At 65.0% G+C, this 17,086-nt stretch carries 16 protein-coding genes; 10 read left to right on the forward strand and 6 right to left on the reverse strand.

The window, feature by feature from the left end; genetic code table 11:
- Positions 1-5: 5 nt before the first annotated feature.
- The 5 genes from ftsY to LCM4576_RS20255 form a co-directional block, all read right to left on the reverse strand.
- Positions 6-1,733 (reverse strand): signal recognition particle-docking protein FtsY, encoded by a 1,728-nt coding sequence (ftsY, locus tag LCM4576_RS20235; RefSeq protein WP_071034163.1) that lies wholly within the window; start codon positions 1,731-1,733, stop codon positions 6-8.
- Positions 1,734-1,748: 15 nt separating this feature from the next.
- On the reverse strand, positions 1,749-3,074 hold the full coding sequence (mtaB, locus tag LCM4576_RS20240) for a tRNA (N(6)-L-threonylcarbamoyladenosine(37)-C(2))-methylthiotransferase MtaB (RefSeq protein WP_071034164.1): 1,326 nt from the start codon (positions 3,072-3,074) through the stop codon (positions 1,749-1,751).
- A complete protein-coding gene (dapF, locus tag LCM4576_RS20245; RefSeq protein WP_071034166.1) occupies positions 3,074-3,958 on the reverse strand; it encodes a diaminopimelate epimerase in 885 nt (294 codons plus the stop codon). The genes mtaB and dapF overlap by 1 nt, the downstream gene beginning before the upstream one ends.
- Positions 3,959-4,032: 74 nt before the next feature.
- Entirely contained in the window at positions 4,033-4,194 is a 162-nt protein-coding gene (locus LCM4576_RS20250) for a DUF1328 family protein (protein WP_040987840.1), read from the reverse strand.
- A 61-nt stretch (positions 4,195-4,255) separates the two neighbouring features.
- Positions 4,256-5,263 (reverse strand): MBL fold metallo-hydrolase, encoded by a 1,008-nt coding sequence (locus LCM4576_RS20255; protein ID WP_071034168.1) that lies wholly within the window; start codon positions 5,261-5,263, stop codon positions 4,256-4,258.
- 124 nt (positions 5,264-5,387) lie between these two features.
- Between LCM4576_RS20255 and LCM4576_RS20260 the strand changes: the two genes are divergently transcribed.
- The 3 genes from LCM4576_RS20260 to zapE all read left to right on the forward strand — a co-directional run bounded on the left by LCM4576_RS20260 (position 5,388) and on the right by zapE (position 7,983).
- Positions 5,388-5,825 (forward strand): glyoxalase/bleomycin resistance/extradiol dioxygenase family protein, encoded by a 438-nt coding sequence (locus LCM4576_RS20260; RefSeq protein WP_083354796.1) that lies wholly within the window; start codon positions 5,388-5,390, stop codon positions 5,823-5,825.
- Between the two features lie 208 nt (positions 5,826-6,033).
- On the forward strand, positions 6,034-6,597 hold the full coding sequence (locus LCM4576_RS20265; RefSeq protein ID WP_071034212.1) for a protease inhibitor Inh/omp19 family protein: 564 nt from the start codon (positions 6,034-6,036) through the stop codon (positions 6,595-6,597).
- A gap of 186 nt (positions 6,598-6,783) precedes the next feature.
- Positions 6,784-7,983, forward strand: a complete 1,200-nt coding sequence (zapE, locus tag LCM4576_RS20270) for a cell division protein ZapE (RefSeq protein ID WP_071034170.1) — start codon at positions 6,784-6,786, stop codon at positions 7,981-7,983.
- Between the two features lie 193 nt (positions 7,984-8,176).
- On the opposite strand, the gene LCM4576_RS20275 is transcribed toward zapE, so the two are convergent.
- Positions 8,177-8,605, reverse strand: coding sequence for a GNAT family N-acetyltransferase (locus tag LCM4576_RS20275; RefSeq protein ID WP_071034172.1), 429 nt, complete (start codon positions 8,603-8,605; stop codon positions 8,177-8,179).
- Positions 8,606-8,817: 212 nt separating this feature from the next.
- Here LCM4576_RS20275 and mdh point away from each other — a divergent pair, with 212 nt between their 5' ends.
- The 7 genes from mdh (at position 8,818) to odhB (ending at position 17,070) form a co-directional block, all read left to right on the forward strand.
- Positions 8,818-9,786 carry a malate dehydrogenase gene (gene mdh, locus LCM4576_RS20280; RefSeq protein WP_071034174.1) on the forward strand — a complete coding sequence of 323 codons (969 nt, stop codon included), beginning with the start codon at positions 8,818-8,820 and terminating at the stop codon, positions 9,784-9,786.
- 24 nt (positions 9,787-9,810) lie between these two features.
- Positions 9,811-11,004: an ADP-forming succinate--CoA ligase subunit beta gene (sucC, locus tag LCM4576_RS20285; protein ID WP_071034176.1), complete on the forward strand. Its 1,194-nt coding sequence runs from the start codon at positions 9,811-9,813 to the stop codon at positions 11,002-11,004.
- A gap of 4 nt (positions 11,005-11,008) precedes the next feature.
- Positions 11,009-11,380, forward strand: coding sequence for a cupin domain-containing protein (locus LCM4576_RS20290; protein WP_040987829.1), 372 nt, complete (start codon positions 11,009-11,011; stop codon positions 11,378-11,380).
- Positions 11,381-11,394: 14 nt separating this feature from the next.
- Positions 11,395-11,673, forward strand: coding sequence for a hypothetical protein (locus tag LCM4576_RS20295; RefSeq protein ID WP_131803271.1), 279 nt, complete (start codon positions 11,395-11,397; stop codon positions 11,671-11,673).
- A gap of 43 nt (positions 11,674-11,716) precedes the next feature.
- On the forward strand, positions 11,717-12,619 hold the full coding sequence (gene sucD / locus LCM4576_RS20300) for a succinate--CoA ligase subunit alpha (RefSeq protein ID WP_071034180.1): 903 nt from the start codon (positions 11,717-11,719) through the stop codon (positions 12,617-12,619).
- A gap of 138 nt (positions 12,620-12,757) precedes the next feature.
- Positions 12,758-15,745, forward strand: a complete 2,988-nt coding sequence (locus LCM4576_RS20305; RefSeq protein WP_071034182.1) for a 2-oxoglutarate dehydrogenase E1 component — start codon at positions 12,758-12,760, stop codon at positions 15,743-15,745.
- Positions 15,746-15,789: 44 nt separating this feature from the next.
- Positions 15,790-17,070, forward strand: coding sequence for a 2-oxoglutarate dehydrogenase complex dihydrolipoyllysine-residue succinyltransferase (gene odhB, locus LCM4576_RS20310; RefSeq protein WP_071034183.1), 1,281 nt, complete (start codon positions 15,790-15,792; stop codon positions 17,068-17,070).
- The last annotated feature ends 16 nt before the right edge of the window (positions 17,071-17,086 follow it).

The following is a 17,086-nucleotide window of genomic DNA, read 5'->3' on the forward strand; positions in this document are numbered from 1 at the left end:
CTTGTTCAAGCCACGCCGGCGATCGCCCGGGCGAATTCGCTGGCGGAAAATGGTTCGAGGTCGTCGACCTGCTCGCCGACGCCGATGAAATAGACCGGCAACCTGTGCTTGGCGGCGATCGCCACCAGAATACCGCCGCGCGCCGTGCCGTCCAGCTTGGTCATCACCAGTCCGTTGACGCCGGCGACGTTGCGGAAGATCTCCACCTGGTTCAGCGCATTCTGGCCGGTGGTGGCGTCGACCGTCTGCAGCACCGTGTGCGGCGCTTCCGGATCGAGCTTGCCCAGCACGCGCACGATCTTTTCCARCTCGGCCATAAGCTCGGTCTTGTTCTGCAGGCGCCCGGCCGTATCGATGATCAGCACGTCGGAGCCGGCCTCCTTCGCCTTTTCGAAGGCGTCATAGGCAAGGCCCGCCGCATCGGCGCCGAGCTTGGTGGCGATGACGGGCGATTTCGTGCGCTCGCCCCAGATCTTCAGTTGCTCGATCGCGGCGGCGCGGAAGGTGTCGCCGGCGGCCAACATCACCTTGAGGCCGCCGTCGGTCAGCTTGGCGGCGAGCTTGCCGATGGTGGTCGTCTTGCCGGTGCCGTTGACACCGACGACCAGGATGACATGCGGCTTGTGGCTGAGGTCGAGCTCCAGCGGTTTCGCGACCGGGGTCAGCACCTTCTCCACTTCCGCCGCCATCACGGCGCGGACCTCGGAATCGGAGACGTCGCGGCCATAACGGCTGGAAGCGAGCGAGTCGGTGACGCGGAGCGCCGTCTCCACGCCAAGATCGGCGCGGATCAGCACGTCCTCCAGATCCTGCAGCGTGTCCTCGTCCAGCTTTCGCTTGGTGAAGACGCCGGCAATGTTGCCGGTGAGCTCGCGCGACGAGCGGGCCAGCCCTTCGCGCATGCGCTGGAACCAGGAACGCCGCGGCGCCGGCTCCGGCGCTTTCACCGGCTCGGCCTTCTGTTCGACCTTTTTCGAGACCRTCACCTTGCCGGCGGCGGGTTTTGGCTCGGGAGCGGGTTGTAATGTTGGAACGAGCGCCGGCTCTACCTCGGCGCCGTCACCCCGCCCCGCCACGTCGTGGCGGCGCTCCCCATCGAGCGGAGGGTGGGGCGTCGGCGCGGCTTCAGGCTCTGGCGCGATCTCGGCATGGATCGGCTGCGGCTCGACGGGCGCAGGCTGGCGAAGGGGAGGCAAGGCTTCCGCAGGCGGGATTTCGCGCGCAGGCGTCTCGGCCGGAATCTCGCTGGGCGGCGTCGGCACCTCGACCGGCGTCGGCTCAGGTTGCGGTTCCGGACGCGAAGGCTCGATATCCGGCTGAGCCGGCGCAGGTACGGGCACCTCCTGCGGTGTGGGTTCGGGCGCCGGGCCTGGGGTGGGCTCGGGCTCTGCCGGGGGTACCGGCACTTCTTCCGGTGAGGGCGGTTCGGGCGTCTCCGGAGCCGGTTGCGGTTCCTCTTCCGGCTTGGGGCCGGGCAGCGGTTCCGGCTCAGGCGGAACGGTCGGCTCAGGCGTCGGTGGAACGGTCGGAGCAGGCTCGGGTTGYGGCTCTTCAGGGGCAGGTTGAGGCGCAGGCTCTTCGGGGGTCGGTTGAGGCGCGGCCTGATCGGCCTCCGGCTTCAGTGCGTCGAGCTGATCCCATTTGATCGGCGGCAGYGGGGCCGTTTCGTCGACGCGCTCCTCGACGACCTCTTTCTTGCCGAACGAAAATATCTTCTTGAAAAAACCAGCCATGCGTCTCGCAGTTTCTCAGGCGGCTTGCGCGGCCAAGGGCGCCGCAATCAGCCGGGCGCCGTCATGGCCGGTGATGATGGCCTCGACGATCTCGCCGGGCGCGCCGGTGTCGATCGCCGCCAGCGTGAAGCCTTCGGTGCGGCCGAGCCCGTCGCGCTCGATCAAGATCGACTGCCGCGTGCCGGCAAGCGATGACAAATGACGGCGATAGGCGGCCTCGCCGGCGGCGCGCAGCCTTGCGGCGCGCGCCTTCACCACCTCTCGGCGGACCTGCGGCATGCGCGCGGCGGGCGTGCCTTCGCGAGGCGAGAACGGGAAGACGTGCAGGTGCGTCAAGCCGCATTCCTCGACGATCTTCTCCGAATTCTCGAACATCGCCTCGGTCTCGGTCGGGAATCCGGCGATGATATCGGCGCCGAAGACGACGCCGGGACGCAGCTTGCGCACATCCTCGCAGAAGCGGATCGACTGGTCTCTGCTGTGGCGGCGCTTCATGCGCTTCAGGATCATGTCGTCGCCCGACTGCAGCGACAGATGCAGATGCGGCATCAGCCTGGGCTCGGTGGCGATGGCGTCAAGCAGGTCGTCGTCGGCCTCGACGGAATCGATCGATGACAGCCGCAGCCGCTTAACATCCGGCACCTGGCGCAGGATGGTCTTCACCAGCTTGCCGAGCTTCGGGCTGCCCGGCAGGTCGGCGCCGAAGCTGGTCATGTCGACGCCGGTCAGCACGATCTCGGCATAGCCGTTGCCGGCGAGACGCTTGACCTGCTCGACCACGGCGCCCATCGGCACCGAGCGCGAATTGCCGCGGCCATAGGGGATGATGCAGAAGGTGCAGCGGTGGTCGCAGCCATTCTGCACCTGCACGAAGGCGCGCGCCCGGCCCTCGATGGCGTCGACCATGTGGCTTGCCGTCTCGCGCACCGAAAAGATGTCGTTGACGCGCGCCTTCTCGGTGTCGTTGACGCCGAAGTCGGGCAAAGCGCGATAGGAGTTCGCCTTGAGCTTCTCCTCATTGCCGAGCACGAGGTCGACCTCGTCCATGGCGGCGAAATTCTGCGGCTCGGTCTGCGCCGCGCAGCCGGTGACGATGATGCGGGCTTCAGGGTTCTCGCGGCGCGCCTTGCGGATCGCCTGCTTGGCCTGGCGCACCGCTTCTGCCGTGACGGCGCAAGTGTTGAAGATGACGGCGCCGCCTTGCAGCGCGCCGAGGCCGGCGCTCTCGGCCTCGCGGCGCATCACCTCCGACTCATAGGTGTTGAGGCGGCAGCCGAAGGTGACGACGTCGATGCCCTTGCCGGCGGGGGCCTGGGCCGCGCCTTTTTCAGGGGCGGACATCAGGCGGCGCTTTCGGTGTCGCGGACCCAGGCGCCGGTCGAGGGATCGAAGCTGCCGGAAAACTCCCATTCGGCGGCACCGGTCAGGATCACGTGGTCGTCGTCGCGCCATTCGACATTGAGTTCCCCGCCGCCGGGCGTCAGCAGCGAGACGCTGCGGCCGGTGCGCTTGGTGCGGGCGGCCGCCACCACGGCGGCACATGCGGCCGAGCCRCAGGCCTTGGTGAGACCGGCGCCCCGCTCCCAGGTGCGGATGATCATGGTCTCGGGCGACGTCACCTGGGCAATGGTGATGTTGGCGCGCTCGGGGAAGATCGGATGGTTCTCGAGCARCGGACCGAAGCGCTCGAGTTCATAGGACCAGACGTCGCGGTCGACCCAGAAGATGGCGTGCGGGTTGCCCATCGAGACGACCGAAGGCGAATGCAGCACGGGCGCGTCGATTGGGCCGATCTGCAGCTCGATCATGCGGGTGTCGCGGAACTCCTCGGCGAGCGGGATCTCCTGCCAGCCAAAGCGCGGCTTGCCCATGTCGACCGAGATCGAGCCGTCGGCGTGCTCCTGAGCATTGAGGATGCCGGCGCGGGTCTCGAAGGTGAAGGTCTTGAGGCCAGTCTCGGCGGCTAAAGCCTGCACGACGCAGCGCATGCCGTTGCCGCAGGCCTGCGCGCCGGTGCCGTCGGAATTCAGGATGTCGATGTAATAGGCAGTGCCCGGCGTACGCGCGTCATGGATCGCCATGATCTGGTCGAACTTGGTCGCGGCGTCGGCGTTGAGGGCGATCGCCGCTTCCGCCGTCACCTTGTCGGCACGGCCGCGCATGTCGGCAACGATGATCTCGTTGCCGATGCCGTTCATCTTGGCGAAGGGGGCGGGGCCTGCCATCTAACCGGTCATTCCAGTTCCATTTGGCCGCTATATGGCTGAAACGGCCCGGAATTACCAGTCCAGCCCGAGTCTTATGTGACGGCGAAGACGCCGAGCACGATCAGCAGGAAGATGATCAGGACGATGCCGATGAGGATGCGTGCGCCGGTAGCGGCCGCTCCGGCCAAAGCCGGCATGCCGAGCAGGCTCGCGGCGGCGGCAATGATGAGAAGGATGATGATCCACTTGATCATGGGAAGCTCCGGCGAAATTGCGTCGGCGGATCAACGCGTTTGGCCGGTTTGGGTTCCTTTGTCAGATGGGCGGTACGTCCCACACTTCGCCCGGTCGCATGGCGCGGAAGCGCTCTGGCGGCAGACTTTGCGCCTCTAGAGCCTCGGCCAGTTTTTGCGCCGGCTCCTCGACCGGCTCGTCGGTGAGATGGAAGGTGCCCCAATGGCAGCCAGCGGCGTGAGCAGCGTTGCAGAGCTTCATGCCCTCTACGGCCTCCTCCGGGTTCTGGTGCTGCGGCGCCATGAACCAGCGCGGCTCATAGGCGCCGATGGGCAGGATGGCGAGGCGGAAGCCGCCATGCTTTTCTCCCATCAGCCGGTAGTTGATGCCGTCGTGGAAGCCGGTGTCGCCGGCAAAATAGATGTTGCCGCCCCCTGTCTCGATGACGAAGCCGGCCCATAGCGCCATGCGGCGGTCGCGCCCGCCCCGCGCCGACCAGTGATGCGCCGGCTCGACATGGATGGCCGCCGCGCCGATGTCGATCCGATCGCCCCAATCATGCGCGCTAAGCCGCATGCCGGGCACCGCGCGGCCGACGATGGCGTCGTTGCCGAGCGGCGTGAGCACCAGCGGGTCGTGTCTCTCCTTCAGCCGCTTCAGCGTGGCGAGGTCGAGATGGTCGTAGTGATTGTGGCTGACCAGGACCAGGTCGATCGGCGGCAGGTCGGCAAAGGCGATTCCTGGCGGATTGACCCTTCTCGGGCCGGCAAAGGCGAAGGGCGAGGCGCGCTCCGACCAGACTGGATCGGTCAGGATGTTCAGCCCTGCGGTCTGGATGAGAAGCGAGGCATGGCCGACCATGGTGAGCCGAAGCGCGCCGCCATCCAGCCGCCCATGCGRCTTTGCCGGCGGATGGGGGCTCGGAAAGGCAGCCGGCCATTTCGGCCGCTTGCCGCTGAATTGCCATCTGAGCAGATCGCTGAAGCGCCCGGGCGGCTTGCCGCCGGGGTTGAAGAACAAGGCGCCGTCGAAATGATCGCTGGGCGGGCCGTGGTAGTAGCGGTTGGCGGTTCTTCTTCTCTCGGCCATTCACTCTCCCGCCGGCTCGATCTTTCCTGAGATAAGGACGCGCTCGCCTGGCGCAAGCATTTTGCTGGCGAATGCCAACGGGCGGAGACCGGTTCAATTAGGATCGGGAGAGAGGGTGATCGTCATGGCGATGAAGCGGACCAAGACACCGTGGATGAAGGCCGAGGATTTCGGCCGCTCGCTGCCGCATGGGGTGGGCGTCAACCTGTTGGTCACCGATATGGCGGCAATGGAGGCTTTCTGCCGCGAGGTGCTCGGGGCCCGCATCATCTATGCCGATGAGGATTTCGCGGCGGTCGAGCTGTTGGGCTCGATCTTCATGCTGCATGCCGATCATAGCTATCTCGACAATCCGATGACCGGCGTCACTTCTGGCGCCGACACACGCGGCGCCGGCATAGAGCTACGCCTTTACGGCGCCGATCCGGATGCGGTCGAGAAAAAGGCGGCGGCGCTTGGCCACATTGTGCTGGCCGGCTCGGCCGATAAGCCGCATGGCCTTCGCGAATGCTACGTCGTCGGTCCGGACGGCTACGTGTTCGTGCCCAGCGCGCGGATTTAACGCTGCCATTTCAACGGTTTATGTGGCCGCCGCCAGCGGTGTCCCGGCGCTGTTCGCTTGTTGCGATAAATTTGCAACAGCTGGTTCGAAAACCCTATTTTAACCATATCGGGTTGAAATTCTGCCACCTTCGCCGTCTTGGTGAAGCGAAGATTACGCGGATGGCTCCCCCCGGCCGGATCCGACGGAGGTTTTGATGAATTTTTCGATGACCCGCCCCTTTTCGCGGCCCCCCCTCTTTTCGCGGAGCGGCCTCGTGGCCGTATCGCTGGCCGCGCTGGTTGCGAGCGGCTGCTCTACCTCGCGCTTCTCGTCGATGGACGACCAGCAGCCGGCGCCGCTGACGCCGGCGCCGTCCGGCACGGTAACGCAGAACCAGCTGCCGCCGCCGGCTTCCCCCGGTACCACCGATCCTTCGCAATTCCCGACTGCGCCGAAGAACACCCAGGTCGCTTCGCTGCCGCCGGACGGTACGGCGCCCGCCGGCGCCACCGATCTCACCGCGGCCAGCGTCGCCGGCGTGTGGAACGTCAATGTCTCCGGGCAAAGCTGCAAGGTGGYGACGCCGCAGACCAAGTTCGGCGCCGGCTACCGCGCCGGTCCGCTGCACTGCCCGGCGCCGATCGACGGCATCAAGTCGTGGAACGTCGCCGGCAAGCAGCTGACGCTCTACGACGAAAATGGTGGGACGCTCGCCAGGCTCTATTCGTCGGGCGGCGAAAAGTTCGACGGCCAGACTTCCAATGGGCAGCCTATCTCGCTTACAAGGTAGGCTATGCCGATATTCAGGTGAGGCCGGCCTGCGAATGACGGCTTCCTGCGCTTCCGGTGCTCACGTACTTCAGGTACGCTCCGCTCCGGTTCTTGGAACCCACCGTTCTCGGCTCGGCCTGACCTGAATCTCAACATAGCCCGGCGCCTTCTCAGGGCATTCTGCTCAAAGTAATGACGTGAACCCATGCATTTGCGCGACGGCCTCCAGACCCATGCGACCGTCAAGCAGCGCTACGACCATCTGGTTGAAAGCGGCGCGGTCGAGCGCGATCCGGCGCAGGAGCGCATCGTCGCCGCGCTCGACCGGCTGATCGACGAGATCTCGGCCAAAAGGCTGGCGCATAAATCGAGCGCGCTGGGCTGGCTGTTCGCGGCCAAGCGGCAGCCGCGCGAGCCGGTCAAGGGCCTCTACATCCATGGCGGCGTCGGCCGCGGCAAGACCATGCTGATGGACATGTTCTTCGAGCTGTTGCCGGTCCGGCGCAAGCGCCGCGTGCATTTCAACGACTTCATGGCCGATGTGCAGGACCGCATCCAGAAGCACCGGCAGGCGCGCAAGGAAGGCACGGTCAAGGAAGACGATCCGATCCCGCCGGTGGCGCGGGCGCTGGCCGACCAGGCCTGGGTGCTGTGCTTCGATGAGTTTTCCGTCACCGACATCGCCGACGCGATGATCCTGTCGCGCCTGTTCTCGGCGCTGTTCGCCAACGGCGTGGTGCTGGTCGCCACCTCCAACGTGGCGCCGGAGAACCTTTACCGCGACGGGTTGAACCGCCAGCTCTTCCTGCCGTTCATCTCGCTGCTCGAGCGCAATGCGGCCGTGATGACGCTCGACGCCGACAAGGACTACCGGCAGGAAAAACTCAACCGGCAGYCGGTCTATGTCACGCCGGACGATGCTTCGGCCGAGCGCGCGCTGGACGAGGCCTGGAAGGCGATGACGCATGGCAAGCCGACCGAAGCGGTGACGCTGACGCTGAAAGGCCGCCAGCTCGTCGTGCCGCGCGCCGCCGGCGACGCGGCGCGCTTTTCCTTCGCCGACCTGTGCGAAAAGCCGCTTGGCGCGCGCGACTATCTGGCGCTCGCCGACCGTTTCTCGACCGTCTTCGTCGACCATGTGCCGGTGCTGGGCGAAGGCAAGCGCAACGAGGCCAAGCGCTTCATCCTTTTGATCGACACGCTCTATGACCACCGCATGCGRCTGGTGATGAGCGCCGCGGCGCCTCCGCAAGAGCTCTATACGGCGAAGCGCGGCACGGAAGTGTTCGAATTCGAGCGCACCGCATCGCGCCTGGTCGAGATGCAGAGCCGCGACTGGCTGGAAGGCTGGGCGGAGCGGCGGCAGGCCGCGCCGGTGGCGGAGGCGCGGCAGGCGCAGGGATAGCCTCCTCGCCTTCGTCATCCTCGGGCTTGACCCGAGGATCCATTCCGTGACGTCCGAACATGGAACGCGCTGGAGCAGAATTCTGAACCGTTCCAAAGCTTTAGCGTCACGGCATCGATTCTAGGGTCTGCGCGCGTCGCTTCACTCCTTGCTCCGCCCTAGAATGACGAGGCGGAGGGGTCTTCGGCTAATCTCACAGCTGATACACATACATCWCGAAATCCTCCGCCTTCCCGTGCGGCTCCTTCCGCGTTTCATAAAGCGCCCGCGCCGGCTCGTTATCCGGCTCGGTCCCGACCCAGGCTTCTTCGCAGCCATGTTCGCGCCCGATCTCGAACATGGCGTCGAGCATCTTTCTCGCGATGCCCTTCCGCTGGAAGGGCGGCGCCACGCCGACCTCGTCGATATAGAGCTCGCTCACTTTGTCCGGATGACGGTGGACGACGGCGGCACACTGGCCGACCACGATTTCGTCAATTATCGCAACGATCATGAAATGGCCGGGCGCGTTGAGATAGGCCGCGAGGCGGTCCGGCCGTACCGGTTCATCGAATACCGCGTCGGCCACTCGCATCACAACAGCGTCATCGCCGGGATGAAGCCTTCTGATTTCGACGTTCATTGTGTAAATTCTCCTCAGTCGGCTCACGAATTTTGACGTTTACGTAATTCCCGAAGCATCTAACCGATTGAAAACACTGGGTCCGAAATAATCGTTTGAATTTTTCTTTGGCCGGAGCTATTCGGTGCGGCTAATTCTCGCGGTTGCTCGCATCCTTTCGGCCTCTCTGGCCACGTCACCGTCTCGTCATAGACAAGGGAAAACATCCTCACATGGCACGCAATAAGATAGCGCTCATCGGCTCGGGCATGATCGGCGGCACGCTCGCCCATATGATCGGCCTCAAGGATCTCGGCGACGTGGTGCTGTTCGATATCGCCGAGGGCATTCCGCAGGGCAAGGGCCTCGACATCGCRCAGTCTTCCCCCGTCGATGGCTTCGACTCCCGGCTGACCGGCGTCAACGACTATKCCGGCATCGAGGGCGCAGATGTGTGCATCGTCACCGCCGGCGTGCCGCGCAAGCCGGGCATGAGCCGCGACGACCTTCTCGGCATCAACCTTAAGGTCATGGAACAGGTCGGCGCCGGCCTGAAGAAATACGCGCCGAAGGCCTTCGTCGTCTGCATCACCAACCCGCTCGACGCCATGGTCTGGGCGCTGCAGAAGTTCTCCGGCCTGCCGACCAGCCATGTCGTGGGCATGGCCGGCGTGCTCGACAGCGCCCGCTTCCGCTACTTCCTGGCCGAGGAGTTCAAGGTCTCGGTCGAGGACGTCACCGCTTTCGTGCTCGGCGGCCACGGCGACTCGATGGTGCCGATGATCCGCTATTCGACGGTGTCGGGCATCCCGCTTCCCGACCTCGTCAAGATGGRCTGGACTTCCAAGGAGAAGCTCGACCAGATCGTGCAGCRCACTCRCGACGGCGGCGCCGAGATCGTCGGCCTGCTCAAGACCGGCTCGGCCTACTACGCGCCCGCGGCATCCGCGATCGCCATGGCGGAATCCTACCTCAAGGACAAGAAGCGCGTGCTGCCTTGCGCGGCGCATCTGTCGGGCCAGTATGGCGTGAAGAACACCTATGTCGGCGTTCCGGTGGTGATCGGCGCCGGTGGCGTCGAGCGCGTCATCGAGATCGACCTGACCAAGGCCGAGCAGAAGATGTTCGACAATTCGGTTGCGGCCGTCCAGGGCCTGACCGAGGCCTGCACCAAGATCGCCCCGCATCTCGCCGGCAAGTAATCGTCCTACCCGGAGATAAAGCGCATGAACATCCATGAGTATCAGGCCAAGGCGCTGCTGAAGACGTTCGGCGCGCCGGTCGCAAGCGGCGTTCCGGTGTTCAAGGCCAGCGAGGCGGAAGCCGCGGCAGCAGCGCTGCCCGGCCCGCTCTATGTGGTGAAGAGCCAGATTCATGCCGGCGGCCGCGGCAAGGGCAAGTTCAAGGAGCTCGGCCCGGACGCCAAGGGCGGCGTGCGGCTGGCGAAATCGGCGGCGGAAGTCGTCGCCAACGCCAACGAGATGCTCGGCCACACGCTGGTGACCAAGCAGACGGGCCCCGCCGGCAAGCAGGTCAACCGCCTCTATATCGAGGRCGGCGCCGACATCGCCCGCGAGCTCTATCTGTCGATCCTGGTCGACCGCTCGGTCRGCCGCATCGCCTTCGTCGTTTCCACCGAGGGCGGYATGGACATCGAGACGGTCGCGCATGATACGCCCGAAAAGATCGTCACCGTCGCCATCGATCCGGAAAAGGGCGTGACGGCGGACGACGTGAAGACGCTCAACGCTGCGCTGAAGCTCGACGGCGATGCGGCCAAGGACGGCGCCTCGCTCTTCCCGACGCTCTACAAAGCCTTCGTCGAGAAGGACATGAGCCTGCTCGAGGTCAATCCGCTGATCGTCATGAAGGACGGGCATCTGCGCGTGCTCGACGCGAAAGTGTCGTTCGACAACAACGCGCTGTTCCGCCATCCGGACGTGACGGAATTGCGCGACACCACCGAAGAGGACGAGAAGGAGATCGAGGCGTCGAAATACGACCTTGCCTATGTCGCGCTCGACGGCAATATCGGCTGYATGGTCAACGGCGCCGGCCTTGCCATGGCGACGATGGATATCATCAAGCTCTATGGCGCCGAGCCGGCTAACTTCCTCGACGTCGGCGGCGGCGCCTCCAAGGAAAAGGTCACGGCGGCATTCAAGATCATCACCAAGGATCCGGCGGTCGAAGGCATCCTGATCAACATCTTCGGCGGCATCATGAAATGCGACGTCATCGCCGAGGGCGTGATCGCCGCGGTCAAGGAAGTCGGCCTGAAGGTGCCGCTGGTGGTGCGCCTCGAAGGCACCAATGCCGAGCTCGGCAAGAAGATCATCAACGACAGCGGCCTCAACGTCGTCTCGGCCGACGACCTCGACGACGCGGCCAAGAAGATCGTCAAGGCGGTGAAGGGCTGAGCGGATGCCTCCGCGCAAGATAAACCTGGTCGAGGCTGCGGATCAAAAGATCGCCAAGGTCTTCGATCCGCATATCGCCGGCGACGTCAACGATGCCCAAGCCAAGGTCGCCAAGTTCGGCGAGGTCTTCGACTGGCATGCGCATGACCATGAGGACGAGGCTTTCCTGGTGTTGCGCGGCAGGATCGCCATCGATTTCCGCGACGGGCCGGTCGAGCTCGGCGAGGGCGACTTCATCGTCGTGCCGCGCGGCGTCGAGCACCGGCCGCGGTCGCTGACGAAGGAGCCGGTGGTGCTGATGTTCGAGCCGGCGACGACGCTCAACACCGGCAACGCGAAAAGTGAACTGACCGTCAGCGAGCTGAAGCGGCTATAGGGGGGACGGGCGTCATGAGTGACAACCAAACAGTCCAAATGACATTTGATCGGGAAACGATGGACATGCTGGCCGCGTGTGCGAACTGGCGCGGCGTTCCCATCGAAGAACTGGCCAAGGCTTATGTCCAGGACTGGCTCGACATCGATTTTCCCGAATCGCAGGGCAGGCACACCCRTCGAGGCATCTATCGGGATGGACCGATCACCCTCGGCGAACAGGCCCGTCAGCAAACTTCGCCGAACTGGCGGGACGAACTTGGAATCAACCGACTGCAACCCCGTTCCGAATAAGGCCGGCACGTAGGCCTCCATAATCCAAAGGATAGCTCCCCGCATGTCCATTCTCGTCGACAAGAACACCAAGGTGCTGGTCCAAGGCCTGACCGGCAAGACCGGCACGTTCCACACCGAGCAGGCGCTGGCCTATCACGGCACCAAGATGGTGGGCGGCATCCACCCGAAGAAGGGCGGCGAGACCTGGACCGGTTCGAAGGGCGAGACCCTGCCGATCTTCGCCACCGTGGCCGAGGGCAAGGCAAAGACCGGCGCCAACGCCTCGGTCATCTACGTGCCGCCGGCGGGCGCCGGCGAGGCCATCCTCGAGGCGATCGAGGCCGAGATCCCGCTGATCGTCTGCATCACCGAAGGCATCCCGGTGATGGACATGGTCAAGGTCAAGGCGCGGCTCGACCGCTCGACCTCGCGGCTCATCGGCCCGAACTRCCCGGGCGTGCTGACGCCCGACGAATGCAAGATCGGCATCATGCCCGGCAACATCTTCCGCAAGGGCTCGGTGGGCGTTGTTTCGCGCTCGGGAACACTTACCTATGAGGCAGTCTTCCAGACCACCAATGTCGGCCTCGGCCAGACCACGGCGGTCGGCATCGGCGGCGACCCGGTCAAGGGCACCGAATTCATCGATGTGCTGGAGATGTTTCTCGCCGACGACGAGACCAAGTCGATCATCATGATCGGCGAGATCGGCGGCTCGGCCGAGGAAGACGCCGCGCAGTTCCTCAAGGACGAAGCCAAGCGCGGCCGCAAGAAACCGATGGCGGGCTTCATCGCCGGGCGCACGGCGCCGGCCGGCCGCACCATGGGCCATGCGGGCGCGGTGATCTCGGGCGGCAAGGGYGGCGCGGAAGACAAGATCGCGGCGATGGAATCGGCCAGCATCAAGGTCTCGCCGTCGCCGGCGCGGCTCGGCACGACGCTGGTCGAGGCGATCAAGGGTTAAGGCAGTAGTGAGTAGGCAGTAGTAGTGAAAAGGGACGAACGGGCGAGTAGCAGCTGAGCGGGAATTCCATCGTCCTACTCACTACTGCCTACTCACTATTCCCTAAAAAGGAGACGGAGCCAGGCTCCGCAGACGAAAATGGCAAGACAAGATCAGGCCAACGACCAATTCTCGCTCACCTCATTCCTTTATGGCGGCAATGCCGATTATATCGACGCGCTCTATGCCGCCTATGAGGATAATCCGGCCTCGGTCGACCCGGAGTGGCAGGATTTCTTCGCCGCGCTGAAGGACGACGCGGGCGACGTCCGCAAGAACGCCAAGGGCGCCTCCTGGGCCAAGCCCTCCTGGCCGCTCACGGCCAATGGCGAGCTGGTCTCGGCGCTCGACGGCAATTGGGGCCTGGTCGAGAAGGCGATCGAAAAGAAGGTCAAGGAAAAGGCGGTCGTCAATGGCGCGGCCCTTTCCGACGCCGACGTGCACCAGGCGACGCGCGATTCCGTGCGCGCCATCATGATGATCCGCGCCTACCGCATGCGCGGCCATCTGCACGCCAATCTCGATCCGCTCGGCATCGCCAAGCCACTCGAGGACTATAACGAGCTGTCGCCGGAGAATTACGGTTTCACCGAAGCCGATTACGACCGGCCGATCTTCCTCGACAATGTGCTCGGCCTCGAATTCGGCACCGTTCGRCAGATGCTGGACATCCTGACCCGCACTTATTGCTCGACGCTCGGCGTCGAATTCATGCATATCTCCGACCCGGAAGAGAAGGCCTGGATCCAGGCGCGCATCGAAGGCGCCGACAAGGAGATCACCTTCACCGCCGCCGGCAAGAAGGCGATCCTGTCGAAACTGATCGAGGCCGAGGGTTTCGAGCAATATATCGACGTCAAGTACAAGGGCACCAAGCGCTTCGGCCTCGACGGCGGCGAAGCGCTGATCCCGGCGCTGGAGCAGATCGTCAAGCGCGGCGGTCAGCTCGGCCTGAAGGAGGTCGTGCTCGGCATGGCCCATCGCGGCCRCCTCAACGTGCTTTCCCAGGTGATGGCCAAGCCGCACCGCGCCATCTTCCACGAGTTCAAGGGCGGCTCGGCCGCGCCCGACGACGTCGAGGGYTCGGGCGACGTGAAGTACCATCTCGGCGCCTCGTCGGACCGCGAATTCGACGGCAACAAGGTGCATCTGTCGCTGACGGCCAACCCCTCGCACCTGGAAATCGTCGACCCCGTGGTGATGGGCAAGGCGCGCGCCAAGCAGGATCAGCTCGCCGGCCGCGAGCGCGGCGAGATCGTTCCGCTGTCGGAACGCGCCAAGGTCATGCCGCTCCTGCTCCACGGCGACGCGGCGTTCGCCGGCCAGGGCGTGATCGCGGAGATGTTCGGGCTGTCCGGCCTGCGTGGTCATCGCGTCGCCGGCACGCTGCATTTCATCATCAACAACCAGATCGGCTTCACCACCAATCCGCGCTTCTCGCGCTCGTCGCCCTATCCCTCGGATGTCGCCAAGATGATCGAGGCGCCGATCTTCCACGTCAACGGCGATGACCCGGAAGCGGTGGTGCATGCCGCCAAGGTGGCGACCGAGTTCCGCATGAAGTTCCACAAGCCGGTGGTGGTGGACATGTTCTGCTACCGCCGCTTCGGCCACAATGAGGGCGACGAGCCGGCCTTCACCCAGCCGATCATGTACCGCAACATCCGCACCCATAAGACGACGGTGCAGATCTATGCCGACCGGCTGATCGCCGAGGGCCACGTCACCCAGGCCGAGGTCGACAAGATGCGGGCCGACTGGCGCGCGCATCTCGAGGCCGAATTTGAAGTCGGTCAGTCCTACAAGCCGAACAAGGCCGACTGGCTGGACGGCGCCTGGTCGGGCCTGCGCAGCGCCGACAACCAGGACGAACAGCGCCGCGGCAAGACCGCCGTGCCGGTGCGCACGCTGAAGGAGATCGGCAAGAAGCTGACCGACGTGCCGAAGGATTTCGAGGCGCACAAGACCATCCTGCGCTTCCTCGAAAACCGGCGGCAGGCGATCGAATCGGGCGAAGGCATCGACTGGTCGACGGCCGAGGCGCTGGYCTTCGGCGCCATCCTGCTCGACGGCAACCCGATCCGGCTTTCCGGCCAGGATTCGGAACGCGGCACCTTCTCGCAGCGCCATTCGGTGCTCTACGACCAGCGCGACGAGACCCGCTACATCCCGCTCAACAACCTGTCGGCGGCGCAGGCCGGCTACGAGGTCATCAACTCGATGCTGTCGGAAGAGGCGGTGCTCGGCTTCGAATATGGCTACAGCCTGGCCGAGCCCAAGGCGCTGACGCTCTGGGAGGCGCAGTTCGGCGACTTCGCCAACGGCGCGCAGGTGGTGTTTGACCAGTTCATCTCGTCGGGCGAGCGCAAGTGGCTCAGAATGTCGGGCCTGGTCTGCCTGTTGCCGCATGGCTATGAGGGCCAGGGGCCGGAGCACTCGTCGGCGCGCCTGGAGCGCTTCCTGCAGCTTTGCGCGGAAGACAACATGCAGGTCGCCAACGTCACCACACCGGCCAACTATTTCCATATCCTGCGCCGGCAACTGAAGCGCGACTTCCGCAAGCCGCTGATCCTGATGACGCCGAAGTCGCTGCTGCGCCACAAGCGCGCGGTGTCGACGCTGTCGGAGATGTCGGGCGAAAGCTCGTTCCACCGGCTTTTGTGGGACGACGCGCAGCWCTTGGCCGACCAGCCGATCAAACTGGTGAAGGACTCCAAGATCCVCCGCGTCGTGCTGTGCTCGGGCAAGGTCTATTACGACCTCTACGAGGAGCGCGAGAAGCGCGRCATCAACGACATCTACCTGCTGCGCGTCGAACAGCTCTATCCGTTCCCGGCCAAGGCGCTGATCACCGAGCTGTCGCGTTTCCGCAACGCCGAGATGGTGTGGTGCCAGGAAGAGCCCAAGAACATGGGCGCCTGGTCGTTCATCGATCCCTATCTCGAATGGGTGCTGGCGCATATCGACGCCAAGCATCAGCGGGTGCGCTACACCGRCCGGCCGGCCTCGGCCTCGCCGGCGACCGGGTTGATGTCGAAGCATCTCAGCCAGCTCGCCGCCCTGCTCGACGACGCTCTCGGCGAATAGACCGGACGAAACAGACCTCAAGAAGAGACAAACGGACAGGCACAATGGCTACCGAAATCCGCGTCCCCACTCTCGGCGAATCCGTCACCGAGGCGACCGTCGGCAAGTGGTTCAAGAAGGTCGGTGACGCGATCGCCGCCGACGAGCCGCTGGTCGAGCTCGAAACCGACAAGGTGACGGTGGAGGTGCCCGCCGCTGGCGCCGGGACGCTGGCCGAGATCACCGTCAAGGAAGGCGAGACGGTCAATGTCGGCGCGTTGCTCGGCTCGATTTCGGCGGGCGGCGCGGCCGCCGCTCCGGCGACGAAGCCGCAGGCGGTGGCGCAGGCTTCGAGCCCGGACGCCGCGTCCACCACCAAGCAAGCCGCGGCCGAGACCGCCAAGGTCGCCGGCGACGCCGGCCCGATCGAGCCCCGCACCATGCCGCCGGCCCCGGCCGCGGCCAAGCTGATCGCGGAGCACAACCTCTCGGTCGAACAGCTCTCCGGGTCCGGCAAGCGCGGCCAGGTGCTGAAGGGCGATGTGCTCGACGCCATCRCCAGGGGCGCGCCCTCGCAGCCGGCCGAGACGCCGAAGGCGGCTCTGGCGCCGGTCGTTGCCCGCGCGCCGTCCCCGGCCGAGGATGCGCCGCGCGAGGAGCGCGTGCGCATGACCAAGCTGCGCCAGACCATCGCCCGCCGCTTGAAGGAGGCCCAGTCGACCGCCGCCATGCTCACCACCTTCAACGAGGTGGATATGAGCGCGGTGATGGCGCTCAGGTCCAAATACAAGGACGTGTTCGAGAAGAAGCACGGCGTGAAGCTCGGCTTCATGGGTTTCTTCACCAAGGCGGTGACGCATGCGCTGAAGGAGATCCCGGCGGTCAATGCCGAGATCGACGGCACCGACATCATCTACAAGAATTTTGCCCATGTCRGCGTCGCCGTCGGCACCGACAAGGGCCTGGTGGTGCCGGTGGTGCGCGACGCCGATCAGATGTCCATCGCCGAGATCGAGAAGGAGATCGGCCGGCTGGGTCTCGCCGCGCGCGACGGCAAGCTTTCGGTGGCGGACATGCAGGGCGGCACGTTCACGATTTCCAACGGTGGCGTTTACGGATCACTGATGTCGACGCCGATCCTTAATGCGCCGCAGTCCGGCATTCTCGGCATGCACAAGATCCAGGACCGGCCCGTGGTGGTCGGCGGCCAGATCGTTATCCGGCCGATGATGTATCTGGCGCTCAGCTACGACCACCGCATCGTCGACGGCAAGGAAGCGGTGACCTTCCTCGTGCGCGTCAAGGAAAGCCTGGAGGATCCCGAGCGGCTGGTGCTCGATCTGTGATCGGATCGGATCCGCA

This window comes from Mesorhizobium sp. LCM 4576 (genome assembly GCF_001854815.1).
Classification (GTDB): Bacteria; Pseudomonadota; Alphaproteobacteria; order Rhizobiales; family Rhizobiaceae; genus Mesorhizobium; species Mesorhizobium plurifarium.